Origin of the sequence: Mitsuaria chitosanitabida ATCC BAA-476 = NBRC 102408 (genome assembly GCF_001598255.1) — a bacterium.
GTDB classification, from domain to species: Bacteria; Pseudomonadota; Gammaproteobacteria; order Burkholderiales; family Burkholderiaceae_C; genus Roseateles; species Roseateles chitosanitabidus.
Window position 1 is genome coordinate 71326 of the sequence record NZ_BCYP01000008.1, and the last position, 13425, is coordinate 84750.

The 13425-nt window shown below is 69.3% G+C and carries 11 protein-coding genes and 1 pseudogene; all 12 read right to left on the bottom strand.

Annotation, left to right across the window (positions count from 1 at the left end; all coding sequences use genetic code 11):
* Positions 1 to 149: 149 nt before the first annotated feature.
* The gene (locus MCHT01_RS05735) at positions 150 to 1583 is read right to left on the bottom strand and encodes an ATP-binding protein (protein WP_067063560.1); all 1434 of its coding nucleotides are present in this window, start codon (positions 1581 to 1583) and stop codon (positions 150 to 152) included.
* Positions 1583 to 2602, bottom strand: a complete 1020-nt coding sequence (locus MCHT01_RS05740; protein ID WP_245643172.1) for a response regulator — start codon at positions 2600 to 2602, stop codon at positions 1583 to 1585. Before MCHT01_RS05740 ends, MCHT01_RS05735 begins: the two co-directional genes overlap by 1 nt.
* A gap of 133 nt (positions 2603 to 2735) precedes the next feature.
* Entirely contained in the window at positions 2736 to 3623 is an 888-nt protein-coding gene (locus MCHT01_RS05745) for a dioxygenase family protein (RefSeq protein WP_067063561.1), read from the bottom strand.
* A gap of 97 nt (positions 3624 to 3720) precedes the next feature.
* Positions 3721 to 5700 (bottom strand): ABC transporter transmembrane domain-containing protein, encoded by a 1980-nt coding sequence (locus MCHT01_RS05750; protein WP_067063564.1) that lies wholly within the window; start codon positions 5698 to 5700, stop codon positions 3721 to 3723.
* A 34-nt stretch (positions 5701 to 5734) separates the two neighbouring features.
* Positions 5735 to 6841 (bottom strand): UDP-galactopyranose mutase, encoded by a 1107-nt coding sequence (gene glf / locus MCHT01_RS05755; protein WP_067063566.1) that lies wholly within the window; start codon positions 6839 to 6841, stop codon positions 5735 to 5737.
* Positions 6838 to 7641: a glycosyltransferase family 25 protein gene (locus tag MCHT01_RS05760; RefSeq protein ID WP_084451977.1), complete on the bottom strand. Its 804-nt coding sequence runs from the start codon at positions 7639 to 7641 to the stop codon at positions 6838 to 6840. Before MCHT01_RS05760 ends, glf begins: the two co-directional genes overlap by 4 nt.
* A gap of 3 nt (positions 7642 to 7644) precedes the next feature.
* Positions 7645 to 8796 (bottom strand): glycosyltransferase, encoded by a 1152-nt coding sequence (locus MCHT01_RS05765; RefSeq protein WP_067063572.1) that lies wholly within the window; start codon positions 8794 to 8796, stop codon positions 7645 to 7647.
* Positions 8793 to 9572 (bottom strand): glycosyltransferase, encoded by a 780-nt coding sequence (locus MCHT01_RS05770; protein WP_084451979.1) that lies wholly within the window; start codon positions 9570 to 9572, stop codon positions 8793 to 8795. Before MCHT01_RS05770 ends, MCHT01_RS05765 begins: the two co-directional genes overlap by 4 nt.
* A 10-nt stretch (positions 9573 to 9582) precedes the next feature.
* Positions 9583 to 10740: a lipopolysaccharide assembly protein LapB gene (gene lapB, locus MCHT01_RS05775; protein ID WP_067063574.1), complete on the bottom strand. Its 1158-nt coding sequence runs from the start codon at positions 10738 to 10740 to the stop codon at positions 9583 to 9585.
* A complete protein-coding gene (locus MCHT01_RS05780) occupies positions 10730 to 11017 on the bottom strand; it encodes a LapA family protein (RefSeq protein ID WP_067063577.1) in 288 nt (95 codons plus the stop codon). The genes lapB and MCHT01_RS05780 overlap by 11 nt, the downstream gene beginning before the upstream one ends.
* A 117-nt stretch (positions 11018 to 11134) precedes the next feature.
* Positions 11135 to 11445: pseudogene (locus MCHT01_RS25490) on the bottom strand (integration host factor subunit beta).
* Positions 11446 to 11612: 167 nt separating this feature from the next.
* The gene (gene rpsA, locus MCHT01_RS05785; protein WP_067063579.1) at positions 11613 to 13298 is read right to left on the bottom strand and encodes a 30S ribosomal protein S1; all 1686 of its coding nucleotides are present in this window, start codon (positions 13296 to 13298) and stop codon (positions 11613 to 11615) included.
* Positions 13299 to 13425: the final 127 nt, after the last annotated feature.

Sequence of the window (13425 nt, forward strand, 5' to 3'; positions counted from 1 at the left end):
ATCGGCGGGGAGAGGTCAAGCCGCCAAGTAGACCATGGGCCCCGTGAGGACCGCCTCAGCTTGGCGCGCATCGGGGCCAGGTCTCGCCCACGTGCACGGTGGCATGAGCGTGGCGTCGCATCGAGGAGGTCCGCGCCGTGCGGCGGCGATCAGGCGCCGAGCCGCAACTCCGCCAGCAGCCCGCCCTCGGGTCGGTTGGACAGCGTCAGCGTGCCGTGCTGCTTGAGCGTGAGCTCCCGCGCGATGTAGAGCCCGAGGCCCGCGCCGCCCGTGTGGCGGTTGCGCGAGTCCTCCAGCCGGAAGAAGGGCTCGAAGACGGCCTCGAGCTGGGCCTCGGGGATGCCGGGCCCCCGGTCCGCGACGCGCAGCCAGGCGCCGTCCGTGTCGCGGCCCACGCTGACCTCGGCGCGGCCACCGTAGCGCAGCGCGTTCCCGACCAGGTTGCCCACCACGCGCCGCAGCGCCATCGGCTGGGCCCTGGCCAGCACCGGCTCGCCCGGGTCCTGGAAGAACACCGGCTGGCCCTGCTCGAGCAGGTCGTCGGTCATCGCCTGCGCCAGCGCGTGCAGGTCGACGTCCTGCTGCGGCTCGGCGCCGGCCGGGCCGTCGCCGCGGAAGAGCTCCATCACCGCGTCCACCAGCGCATTCATCTCGTGGATGTCCTCGACCGAGCGCTCGCGCTGCAACGCGTCGATGTCCAGCGTCTCCAGCCGCATGCGCAGGCGGGTCAGCGGCGTGCGCAGGTCATGGGAGATCGCGGCCACCATCAGGCCGCGCTCGTTGAACTGGCGTCGCAACTGGCGCGCCATCGCGTTGAAGACGCGCGCGGTCTCGCGCACCTCCAGCGTGCCGGCGCGCTCGTCCAGCAGCGGCAGCTTGTCCTGCTGATGCAGGGTCTGCCCCAGCGACTGCGAGGCTCGCGCCAGCTCGCGCATCGGTCGCGCCAGCCAGCGCGAGGCCAGCCAGGCGGCCAGGCCGGTGACCAGCAGCCGGATGCCGTAGTCCAGCAGCAGCTCCTTGGTGCTGAGCCCGCGGAACGGCCCGGGTCCCCGGGCCTGCTGATCGCGCTCGCGCATCGCGCGGAAGTCGGGACCGACCATGCCGCCACCGGTCATGTCGCCGGGCAGGGTCACGTCGCGCATGTCCCGGAGATCGCGCATCTCGCGCGGGTCGCTCATCTCGGAGGGACCGGGGAATCCGCCGGCGTCGCTGGCCGCGTGGGGGCCCGGGCCCGGGCCTGGACCGCGGAAGGCGCCCGGACCGGGGCCGGGGCGATTCATCATGCCGGGCATGGGCGGCAGCGTCGGCGCGGTCGGCATGTGCGCGACCTGGAAGTCGTCGCGATGCCAGGTCACGACGGTGATGGCCAGCGCCTGCGCCGCCACCAGCGTGATCCACATCGTCAGGAAGATGCGCCGCGCCAGCGTGTCGCCGAGCACGCGTCCCACGACATCGCCCAGCCGGCGCCAGGCGCGCTTGAGGCCGCCCGGCGCGGCGCCCGAGGCGGATTTCCCGGACGAGGCGCTCGCGGTGCCCGTGGCGCCGGAAGTGCTCGCGGGTCGCGCGCGATCGCCAGCGCTCATCAGCTCTGCACCTGGGCGTCGAAGAGGTAGCCCTCGCCGCGCATGGTGCGGATCAGGCGCGGCTCCTTGGGCGAGTCGCCCAGCTTCTGCCGCAGCCGCGAGATCGTCAGGTCCACGCTGCGATCGTTGACCTCGACGCCGGGCGCGCGGGTGAGCTCGATCAGCTGCTCGCGGCTGAGCACGCGGCCGGGGCGCTCGACCAATGCGCTCAGCATGCGGAACTCGGCGCTGGACAGGGGGACCACCACCTGCTGCGGCGACACCAGCTGACGCAGCAGCCGGTCGAAGGCCCAGCCCTCGAAGCGGAACTCGCGCCGCGTCTGGGACTCGCTCTCGCCGCGGCGCGCGCGGCGGCGGATCGCGTGGATGCGGGCCACCAGCTCGCGGGGTTCGAAGGGTTTGGAGAGGTAGTCGTCGGCGCCCATCTCCAGGCCGAGCACGCGGCTGATCGGGTCGCCGTGAGCGGTCAGCATGATCACCGGCACGCTGGCGTGGTGCTGCTGGATCCACTGGCACAGGGACAGGCCGTTCTCGTCGGGCAGCATCAGGTCCAGCACCACCACGTCGAAGACCTGCGTGGTCATGAGGCGGCGCATCTCGCGACCGTCGGCCGCCGTGCTCACGGTCACCCCGAACTTGTGCAGATAGTCCTGCAGGGAATCGCGGATCCCCGCATCGTCATCGACCACCAGACACCGCGTCATGCGCTCCTCCACGACCGGGACCGGCCGAGCGCCGGACCCAGGCTCGGACGATACACGACCGTCACCGTCGGAGGCCGCCGCGTTCGCACGCGCGTGAGGACGCGGCATCGCCGCGGCCGGCGACGACAGCGGCCAGGGCGGGGCGGGGATCGCGACCTCGTCCGAGGTCCGCGCGGCGGGGCCGGGCAGCACGGTCAGCGTCGCGGGCAGGATCGCGTCGGCGGGCTCGCCCATCAGGCCGCCGGAGCCGCCCAGGCGCTTCCATCCGTTGCGATCGCTCTCGCCGCCCCAGGCGCGCAGGGCTTCGTCCTTCATCCTCGTGTCCTCAAAAAGTCCGGTGGTCGTTCGCGATCGATCGCGAGGGGCGCGTGGGCCGTGTCCTCCGGCCGGCGCTCAGGCGGCGCCCGATGGCGGCCGGGTGGCCCCACGGGTCGCGCCCGCGTGACGCTCAGGCGGCGATGCCGACCGTCAGCGTCGCGGTGTAGCCCGCGCTGACGCTGCCGCTGAGCGTCGCCAACTGGGTGGTGTAGCCGTCGCTGAAGACGTTGTCGGTGGCGAAGCTGATGCGGTTGAAGTTGGTCAGGCTGCTCGCGTAGCCGGTGGCGCTGGTGTAGACCGTGGTGCAGACATCCGTCGGGAAGGCGATCTGCGAGGTCTTGATCTTGTTGGCGTAGGAGGTCGCGGCCGTCGCGGTGCGGTAGACCTCGAAGTGCATGTGGGGCATGCGGCCGTCGTAGCAGCCCGGGAAGATGGTGGTGAAGGTGACCGTGCCGTCGCTGCCGGTGCTCTGCACGCCGCGCAGGTAGTTCTCGTTGATGATGCTCGAGGAGTACAGCGAGTAGCGGCCCTCGCGGTCGCAGTGCCACAGGTAGATCGCGTAGCCGGACAGATCGGCGCAGCTGCTGCTGGTGTTCACCAGCTTGAGCGTCAGCGTCAGCGGCACGCCGCCCGCGGTGCCGCTGGCGGTGCCGATGCTGCCGCGGATGTCCGAGCGGACGATGCCGCTCAGGGACAAGGCGTTGGCGATGCCGCTGCCGTTGCTGTTGGAGCCGTCGCCGGGGTAGGGGCCGGCGGTCTCCTCGGGGATCACGCTGCAGCTGGCGGTGGTGGTCGTACCCGTCGAAGTGCTGCCGGAGCTCGAGGAACTCGTCGTGCTGGTGCCGGTCTCGGAGCCGCCACCGCCGCAGCCCACCAAGGTCAGGCCGCCGATGCCGGCCAGTCCGGCCAGCAGGCCCAGCGCGCGGCGGCGCTGCTGCATGACACGCAGGTCGTGGGCCAGGCCCTGGTCGTGGTCGTCGTCGTGGTCGGCGGGGAAGGCGTGGCGAGGGGGCTGCATGGCGGACTCCGGTGGGGATGTCCGCCATTGAGCCCGGTGGCTATGTCGTCCGCTTATCGACTTTGTGTCAGGGTGGACAACAGGGCGCGGGAAAGCCTCAGTGCTGGACCTTCACCATCCCCGCGTACGCCCCATCGCGCGCCATGAGCTCATCGTGGTTGCCGCTCTCGACCACCTGACCATCGGCCAGCACCTGGATGCAGTCCGCGCGACGGATCGTGGACAGCCGGTGCGCGATCACGATCAGCGTCTTGCGACCCTGCCAGTGCTCCAGCGCCTGTTGCACGGCGCGCTCGCTCTCGGTGTCCAGCGCCGACGTCGCCTCGTCGAAGATCCACACCGGCGCGTCCTTGTAGAGCGCCCGCGCGATCGCCAGACGCTGGCGCTGACCGCCCGACAGCTTGCTGCCGTTGGCGCCGATGCTGCTGTCCAGTCCCTCGGGCAGCGACTGCACGAAGTCCCACAGCGCCGCGGCGCGCAGCACCTGCTCGAGCTTGGCGTCGTCGCGCTCCTGCGCGTAGGCGATGTTGTCCGCCACCGAGGCGTCGAACAGCACGATGTCCTGCGACACGACCGCGAACTGGCGGCGCAGGTTGGCCTTCGTCAGCTCGTCGATGGCCACGCCGTCCAGCGTGATGCGACCGCCGTCCGGACGCTCGAAGCCCATCAGCAGGTTGACCACCGAGGTCTTGCCCGCGCCCGAGCTGCCCACCAGCGCCGTCGTGCGGCCCGCCGGGATGCGCATGTCCAGCGCCGCCAGCGCGTCGCGGCTCGCGCCCGGATAGCGCAGGGTGACGCGTTCCAGCGCGATGTCGCCGCGCGCGCCGTGCAGTTCCTTGGTGCCGGTGTCGGGCTCGGCCGGCGTGTCCAGCATGCCCATGCAGCCGCGCGCCACGACCAGCGCGTTGGTGATGGGCTGCATCACGTCGCTCAGGTGGCGCAGCCGCGAGCTCATGAACAGCAGCGCGGTGACGAAGGAGGCGAATTCGCCCACGCCGGTCTGGTTCTGCCGCGACTGCAGCAGCGCCAGGCTGACGATGATGGAGATGCCGACGCTGGCCATCAGCTGCGACAGCGGCTGGGCCATCGCGTTGGCCGCCGCGGTCTTCAGCGCGCTGCGCTGGACCTCGCGGGCGCGCTCGGCGAAGCGCTTGCGCTCGTAGTCGGCGGCGTCGAAGCTGCGCACGACGCGCCAGGCTCGGGTCACGTCCTCGACCACCGACACCAGACGCAACTGCGCGTCATAGGCCCACGAGCCCATCTTGCGCACCCGCTTGTTGACCTTGCGGACCACGAAGGCCAGGCCCGGCACCGTGATCATCGACAGCAGCGTCAGCTGCCAGTTCAGCACGAACAGGTAGCCCATCAACGCGAGCGCCGGCAGGCCGTCGCGCAGCACGGTCACCAGCGCGCCGGCGATCAGCGTCACCACCTGCTGCGGATCGTTGACGACCTTGGTCACGGCGGTGGCCGGCTGCAGGCTGGTGTAGACGCGGGCGTCGGCCTTCAGCAGCACCTGCAGCAGCGCGGCGCGGATGTCCATCACCGTGCGGGAGATGGTCCAGTTCAGCATGTACTGGCCGCAGAAGCTGAACAGCCCGCGCAGCCCGAACAGGCCGATCAGCACGATGGGCACCATCCACACCGGGAAGGAGTACTCGACGGTCGGCTTGGCCGGCGCGGCCGCGGCGGCGCTCGCCGCCGGCGTGGCGGCCGTCGAGGCGGAGGCGCCGGCGATCGAGGCCGTGGCGGCGGTCCGCGCCGTGCCGGACGCGGCCGAAGCGGCAGGGGCCTCCGCGGCCGATGCCGCGGCCGCGGCCGTCGAGGTCGTGGCGGCCGGGAGCGTGGCCTCGCCGCCCAGCGCGGGCAGCGACGAGGAGGCGCTGGCGCTCTTGGACTGGAAGCCCTCGCCGAGCGCGTAACCCAGCAGCTTGGGGATCAGCGGCTCGGTCGCCGCGACCAGCACGAAGGCCACCACCGAGAGCATCAGCCCCCAGCGGTGCGGTTTCATGAAGCGCCACAGGCGCTTGGCGGTGAGCTTCAGGGGCTCGTCGCCGGTGTAGTCGGTCTCGCTCATGGGTCGTGCGTGGTCTGGGCGCTCGAGGCCTGCCTCAGCCCCGGGCCGCTCCGTCGACCAGCTCCTGCGCCGTCTTCAGCGCGGCCGCGACGATCTGGTCCATGTTGTAGTAGCGGTACTGCGCCAGCCGGCCGACGAAGGTCACGCCCTCGGTGCGCTCGGCCATCTCGGCGTACTTCTTGTACAGCGCCTCGTTCTCGGGCCGGGGGACCGGGTAGTACGGGTCGCCCTCGTCCTGCGGGAACTCGCGCACGATGGACGTGCCCGCGTGGGTCTCGCCGGTCAGGTGCTTGAACTCGGTGATGCGGGTGAAGTCGTGATCGTTCGGGTAGTTGACCGTGCCCACCGGCTGGAACTGCGCGGTGTCGGCCAGGTGCTGGTGGTCGAAGCGCAGGCTGCGGTAGGGCAGCGGGCCGTGGCAGTGATCGAAGAAGGCGTCGATCGGGCCGGAGTAGATGATGTGCGCGCCCGCGAAGTCGCCGCGCACGTCCTTGAAGTCCACGCCGGTGCGGACGGTGATGGCCGGGTGGTCCAGCATGCGCTCGAACATCGCGGTGTAGCCGTCGGCCGGCATGAACTGCAGGGTGTCGGCGAAGTAGCGGTCGTCGTCATTGCTGCGCGTCGGGATGCGCGCGGCGACGCCGGCCGACAGCTGCGACAGGTCCAGCCCCCACTGCTTGCGGGTGTAGCCGCGGAAGAACTTTTCGCACAGGTCGCGGCCGACGGAGTTCAGCACCACGTCCTCGCTGGTCTGGATCGGATCGCGGGGTTCGCGCACCGTCTCCAGATAGCCCTGCACCTCGTCCTCGGTCAGGCTCAGGCCGTACAGCGAGTTGATCGTGGTGCGGTTGATGGGGATGGGCAGCAGCTGCTCGCCGACCTTGGCCAGCACGCGGTGCTCGTAGAAGCGCCACGTGGTGAAGCGGGACAGGAACTCGAAGACCTTCTTCGCGTTCGTGTGGAAGATGTGCGGTCCGTAGGGGTGGATCAGCACGCCGTGGGCGTCGCGCTCGTCGTAGGCGTTGCCGCCGATGTGCGGGCGCTTGTCGATCAGATGGACCGTGTGGCCGGCGTCGGCCAGCACGCGGGCGCAGACGGAACCGGCGAAGCCGGCGCCGACGATGAGGTATTCAGTGGTCATGGGCGTCCGCCGTGGGTGAGTTCAGGGAAGGGGTCCCCGGCCGCTTCGAGCGCCCGGTTGAACCACGCGTTGCACAGGTTGTAGCGCCATTGTCCGCGCGCCTTGCGCCAGCGGCGGCCGAGGAAGGAGGCCGTCTCGCGCGTACCGATCGAGGACACGAAAGATTCTTCGCCCAGTCCGATGGGATAGGGTGACAGTCCGTAGAGCCGCAGGCCCGACAGCCACCAGTGACGCAGATCCACGTCCACGGGGCGATGGAAGCGCGCGTGTCGGCGCAACAGCTTGCGCGCGCCCGTCGCGCTGAGCAAGTAGGCGCCGGTCAGGCTGGGTGCGCGTCGATAGCGGACAAGGTCGGTCCCGATAGCGGGTGCGGGCAATGGCCAGCGTTGCCAGAGTTTCTCGTTGTCCCGCCCTACCAGCTTGATCATGTCCCAGCGCTCAGGCATCGCCGCCACTGCGCGCAGCACGTCGGGCAGCGCCGGCAAGAGGTCGACGTCGTCCTCCAGCACCAGCGAGAAGGGCTGACCGCGCTCGCCGGCCGTGGCCACGCGACGCCAGACTTCCTGATGGCTCGCATAACAGCCGATCTCCCCCGGCGACATCGGCAGCGGATAGTCCACCGCGTTCTTCTCCGCGTCATACAGCGCTTCGCGATCCGCGGGGGGCAGGTCCTTGCCGTACACGGCCTGGACCCATTCGAAGGGCATTGCCAGAGCGCAGAGTTGTTCACGCATCACGGCAAGACGTTGCTCGTCGCGCGGCAGATTGATGAGGAAGACGGGCGGGAATGTCTCGGACATGGGTCAGCGCCCGGAGGCAGCGATGGACGGGGAACGTTCAGTAGCGATCAATCGCTCGAAAAGGCTCTCGTAGGCAGCCAGCATCTGATCGTGCCGGAAGCGTGAAGTGGCCTCGACCCGGCCACGCTCAGCCATGGCGGCGGCGCCGTCGGTGTCGCGCAGGAGTGCAGCAAGCCCCTCAGCCCAGGCGCCTGGGTCTTCATGGGGAACCAGACGGCCCGTGTCGCCGTCGCGCAGCATCTCGCGCACGCCCGGCACGTCACTGCCCAGCACCGCGCAACCGGCGGCCATGCCTTCGACCAGCGAAAGCGGCATTCCTTCGTAGTGGGTGCTGAGCACGGCGAAGCGATGGGTCATCAGCAGTTGCGGCAAGGTGGCGCAGTGGCCGAGGAACTGGACCTGTCCCTGCAACCCGAGTTCCTGGCAGAGCCGCACCGCCGCATCGCGATGGCGTGCGCTGCCGCCGCCGGCGAGCAGCAAGGGCGGCGTCATGCCATGGCGATCACGCAGCAGGGCCAGCCCGCGTAGCAAGGTCAGATGATCCTTCTGGCCGGCGAAGCGCGCGGCCATGACCAAGCCTGGAACACGGGATGCGAAGGGGTGGGCCGTCGCCGCCTCGAACGGAGCGATCCGGATGCCATTCGGGATCGCGATGGTACGGGCGGCGGGCATGCCCAGGTTGAGCAAGCTCTCACGAACGCCGTCGGAGCAGCCCACGATGGCGTCGCTGCGCACCGCCAGACGGCGCGCCTGCCAGAGTCGCCAACGGCTGTAGCGTTCGCGCGAGTTGTGCTCGACGTGCACGAGATGCGGCACGCCGGCCCAGAGACCAGCCCAGCGTGCGAGCAGATGTTCGGGGAAGCCGTGGGCGACAAGAAGGTCGGGTTGCCAGCGCCGGCACAACGCGCGCAGCGCCATGACGGTCGCGACATGGCTCCAGCCAGGCACCAGGGCGACCTGAAGGCCTTCTTCGCGCAGTTGCGCGACGCGGTCCATCGGCGTGTGTCGCTTGCGCCGTAGCGCGAGCATCACGTCGAAACGTCCACCGTCGGCACCCGCGCGGACGAGATCCAGCGCGACCTGGGTCGCACCGGAGAATCCACCGGTCACGACATGCAGGATGCGCGCGCGCGCCGGCTGGGCATCGGCGTTCATTCGTGCCAGTGATCGGCGATCCAGGGAGCCCGCAGCGGGCGGCGCCAGTTGCCGTTGCTGCGGCCTTCCAGCGCGTCCGGCGGGTTCATGACGCCGTGGAAGATCAGGATGCGCGCGCCCTTGGGGATGAAGGGCGCTTTCACGTAGTTCAGCGGCCAGCGCGGGATGCAGTGGTACTTGAAGCTCGCGCACCAGCTGTCGTCCCAGTACTGCAGCTGGCCCTTGCGATGGATCTCGTCGGAGAGATAGGCCTGCTCGTTGCGGAACTCGTGGCGGATGGACTCGAACTCCCGCCGGAACTTGGCCAGCACGTCGGCGTGCGCGCCCAGCGTGAAGCGGTAGACCGAGGAGTTGCCGGTGATGCGCCAGGGACGCTTCCAGTCGTGAATGATCAGGAACTCGCCCGGCACCTCGAAGAACGGCGTCATGTCGTCGACGATGACCACGTCCAGGTCCAGGAACAGCGCGGTGCCGCGCAGGCCGTGCAGGTCGGCCTCGAAGGTGGTCAGCTTCTGCCAGCCGCGGTCCGGGCTGCCCTCGGGCAGGGCCAGTGGCGGAATGGGCAGGCACTGGACTTCCGAGCGGATGCCCTCGCTGCGGTCGGTCAGGCAGACGAAGCGGAACTCGCCGCGCAGATGGCGGCGCACCATCGCGTACAGGCGGTTGACGTACTCGGGACCGTACTTGGTCCCCCACTTCATGCAGAGGATGACGCGCTCGCCGGCGGGCGGCGGGGTCGTGGACGAGGCGGGGGCGGAGCTCATCGGAGTGTTCATCGGGACGGCTTCAGAGCTCTTCGACGTGACGCGGGGGATAGCTGTCCCAGCTCAGGCAGCCGGGACATTGCCAGAAGTAGTGCTGCGACTCGAAGCCGCAGGCGGCGCAGCGGTAGCGCTGCAGCGGCCGCACGGCGCGTTGCAGCGCCGTGCCGACGAGTTGGGCCTCGTCGTCGTTGAGCGGCTGCTGGCGCGCCTGGCTCTGCTGCAACAGCTGCGTGGCGGCGGACAACGCCGGCTCGACGCGCAGGTGCTCGGCCAGGCGGCGGCGTTGCGCCTCGGGCGCAGGCTCCAGCAGGGCGATCGCCAGCAGCAGGGCCATGCTGGGATGGCGGCGGTACTGGGCCTCGATCAGCGACAGCGCCTGGGGCACCGTGCCGGTGGCCTGCGCGGCCTGGGCGTACTCGCGGGCCACCAGGTTGAAGGCGTCGGGATTGGCCTTGAGCAGCTCGCCATAGGCGGCCATCGCCGCGGCCTGATCGCCCTGGCGGGCCAGCATCTGGCCGGTCAGCACGTAGGCGCGCGCGGACTGCGGGGCGCGCTCGCGGGCCTGGTCCAGCCAGCGGCGAGCGCCGGCCTCGTCCTGATGGGCCTGCGCCTCCAGCGCCAGCTCGCACCAGTAGTTGGCGATGCGGCCGGCGAAGCTGCCGGTGCCGCTGGCCTCCAACTGCTCGGAGACCTCGGCCGCCTTGGCCCACTCGCGGGAGCGCTCGTACAGCGACAGCAACGCCAGCGCGGCGTCGTGGTCGAAGGCCGTGCCCTTGAGGGCCTCGTAGGCGGATTCGGCGCGATCGAACAGGCCGGCCTTGAAGAAGTCCTGCGCCAGCGCGTACTGCGCGCGGTCGCGCTCGCTCTTGGGCAGGTCACCGCGCGAGAGCAGGTGCTGGTGCACGCGCACGGCGCGCTCGTACTCGCCACGGCGGCGGAACAGGTTGCCCAGCGCGAAGTGCAGCTCGGAGGTGTCGGGGTCGGCCTGTACCGCCTCGATGAAGGCGTCGATGGCCTTGTCCTGCTGCTCGTTGAGCAGCAGGTTGAGGCCCTTGAAGTAGGCGCGCGGGGCGTCGCGCTGCTCGCGTTTCCATTGGCGCGAGTCCAGCTTGGACGCGAGCCAACCCAGGCCGAAGACGAGGGGGACGCCGATCAGCAGCCAGCTGAGATCAAATTCCATCGGGGATCTTGGGGTCGGGAGCGGCGGGAGGGGGGAGATCGTCCGCCGGCGGGAGCGAGCGGGCCGCGGCGCGCTTGTGGCGCCACCACGCGGGCACCATCGCCAGCACGCCGAAGGCGCAGCCGAGCGCGAACGTCAGCAGCACCACGATCACCAGCGGAGACCGCCAGGCCTGGCCGAAGAACCAGTGCACGACGACCTCCTGGCTGTTGTTCAGCGCGAAGGCGAACAGGCAGAAGAACAGGAAGGCGCGGAAGAGCCAGACCAGGATTCGCATGGGCGCGATTCTAGGCGTGACGAACGGCCGGTTCGGGGAAGCTCGGGCAGGGGAAGTCCCGGGCATCGGACAGGGCCTTCGGCGCCTGTCCCGGTGCGGGGACGCGGGGGAGGGGGATCAGGCCGCCTCGTCGTCCAGGACGGGCAACTGGGCATCGACCGCTTCGCGCAGGGCCTTGCCGGGCTCTTGAAATGGGGCACGAGCTTCTCGGGGATCAGGACCTGCTCGCCGCTGCGCGGATTGCGACCGGTGCGGGGCGGGCGACGGTTGATCGAGAAACTGCCGAAGCCGCGGATCTCGATGCGGTGGCCACGGGCCAGCGCGTCGGACATCGCGTCCAGGATGGTCTTGACCGCGAACTCGGTGTCTCGCTGCGTGAGCTGGGTGAAACGCTCGGACAAGTGGGCCACCAGGTCGGATCGGGTCATGGTCGTGGGCATCTGAAAAGAGACAGGCTCGCTGCGGAGCGAGCCTGTCGGTGCGGTTTCGCGTGTCTGCGGGGGCAGGCTAACTCAGCCCGTCCCCGACCAGAACAAGGGATTCTCTTGAGCCCCGGGCGCCGCGCGATGCGCTTCGCCCGAGACGGTCAAGAAGATCAGCCGTTGTTCTGGTTGTCCAGCTTGGCGCGCAGCAGGGCGCCCAGGCTGGTCGTGCCGGCGTTCTCACGCTCGTTCGACTGCGACAGACGCTGCATGGCTTGCTGCTCGTCGGCGTTGTCCTTGGCCTTGATCGACAGCTGGATGCTGCGCGACTTGCGGTCGACGTTGATGATCACGGCGGAGACTTCGTCGCCTTCCTTCAGCACGTTGCGGGCATCTTCCACGCGGTCGCGGGCAATTTCCGAAGCGCGCAGGTAGCCGGTGACGTCCTCGCCCAGGTCGATCTCGGCGCCACGGGCGTCGACGGTCTTGACCTTGCCGGTGACGGTCATGCCACGGTCGTTGACCGAGACGAAGGTCGAGAACGGATCGCCGTCCAGCTGCTTGATGCCCAGCGAGATGCGCTCGCGCTCGACGTCCACGGCCAGCACGATGGCTTCGACTTCCTGACCCTTCTTGTAGTTGCGGACGGCGGTTTCACCCGGCTCGTTCCACGACAGGTCGGACAGGTGCACCAGGCCGTCGATGCCCTGGGCCAGGCCCACGAACACGCCGAAGTCGGTGATCGACTTGATCGGGCCCTTGACGCGGTCGCCGCGCTTGACGTTCTCGGCGAACTCTTCCCACGGGTTGGCGCGGCACTGCTTCATGCCCAGCGAGATGCGACGCTTGTCTTCGTCGATCTCCAGGACCATGACTTCCACTTCGTCGCCCAGCGAGACGACCTTGGAAGGAGCCACGTTCTTGTTGGTCCAGTCCATTTCGGAGACGTGCACCAAGCCTTCGATGCCCGGTTCGATCTCGACGAACGCGCCGTAGTCGGCGATGTTCGTGACCTTGCCGAACAGGCGGGTGTTGGCCGGGTAGCGGCGCGACACGCCGAACCACGGGTCGTCGCCCAGCTGCTTCAGGCCCAGCGAGACGCGGTTCTTCTCGGCGTCGAACTTCAGGACCTTGGCGGTCAGCTCTTGACCCACCGTCACCACTTCGCTCGGGTGACGGACACGGCGCCAGGCCATGTCGGTGATGTGCAGCAGGCCGTCGATGCCGCCCAGGTCCACGAACGCACCGTATTCGGTGATGTTCTTGACCACGCCGTTGACGATGGCGCCTTCGGTCAGCGTCTCCAGCAGCTTGGCGCGCTCTTCACCCATCGAAGCCTCGACCACCGCGCGACGCGACAGCACAACGTTGTTGCGCTTGCGGTCCAGCTTGATGACCTTGAACTCCATGGTCTTGCCCTCGAACGGGCTCATGTCCTTCACCGGGCGGGTGTCCAGCAGCGAGCCGGGCAGGAAGGCGCGGATGCCGTTGACCAGGACGGTCAGGCCGCCCTTGACCTTGCCGGAGACGGTGCCGGTCACGAAATCGCCCGATTCCAGGGCGGTTTCCAGCGACAGCCACGAGGCCAGGCGCTTGGCCTTGTCGCGCGACAGGATGGTGTCGCCGTAGCCGTTTTCGATGGCGTCGATGGCCACCGAGATGAAATCACCGACTTGGACTTCGACTTCGCCCTGGTCGTTCTTGAATTCGTCGACGGGCACGTAGGCTTCGGACTTCAGGCCGGCGTTGACGACCACGAAGTTGTGCTCGATGCGGACGACTTCAGCCGAGATGACCTCGCCGGCGCGCATGTTCGACTTCTGCAGCGATTCCTCGAAGAGGGCGGCGAAAGATTCCATTTGGGACATGTGAGATTTCCTTGCCAGGCACAGAGCGTCCGGCGGCTTGATGCGTCAAGCGGCCTGATCCGAGAGGTGCGAAGGCTTGTGTTGCAAGCGGACTTGCGGGTTAGGTTGTCGAATACGT

Coding starts and splice junctions, on each gene's coding strand:
- MCHT01_RS05765 (WP_067063572.1), bottom strand. CDS start 8,796: ATGAACGCCGATGCCCAGCCGGCGCGCGCGCGCATCCTGCATGTCGTG.
- MCHT01_RS05750 (WP_067063564.1), bottom strand. CDS start 5,700: ATGAGCGAGACCGACTACACCGGCGACGAGCCCCTGAAGCTCACCGCC.
- MCHT01_RS05770 (WP_084451979.1), bottom strand. CDS start 9,572: ATGAACACTCCGATGAGCTCCGCCCCCGCCTCGTCCACGACCCCGCCG.
- glf (WP_067063566.1), bottom strand. CDS start 6,841: ATGACCACTGAATACCTCATCGTCGGCGCCGGCTTCGCCGGTTCCGTC.
- MCHT01_RS05760 (WP_084451977.1), bottom strand. CDS start 7,641: ATGTCCGAGACATTCCCGCCCGTCTTCCTCATCAATCTGCCGCGCGAC.
- rpsA (WP_067063579.1), bottom strand. CDS start 13,298: ATGGAATCTTTCGCCGCCCTCTTCGAGGAATCGCTGCAGAAGTCGAAC.
- lapB (WP_067063574.1), bottom strand. CDS start 10,740: ATGGAATTTGATCTCAGCTGGCTGCTGATCGGCGTCCCCCTCGTCTTC.
- MCHT01_RS05745 (WP_067063561.1), bottom strand. CDS start 3,623: ATGCAGCCCCCTCGCCACGCCTTCCCCGCCGACCACGACGACGACCAC.
- MCHT01_RS05780 (WP_067063577.1), bottom strand. CDS start 11,017: ATGCGAATCCTGGTCTGGCTCTTCCGCGCCTTCCTGTTCTTCTGCCTG.
- MCHT01_RS05740 (WP_245643172.1), bottom strand. CDS start 2,602: ATGAAGGACGAAGCCCTGCGCGCCTGGGGCGGCGAGAGCGATCGCAAC.
- MCHT01_RS05735 (WP_067063560.1), bottom strand. CDS start 1,583: ATGAGCGCTGGCGATCGCGCGCGACCCGCGAGCACTTCCGGCGCCACG.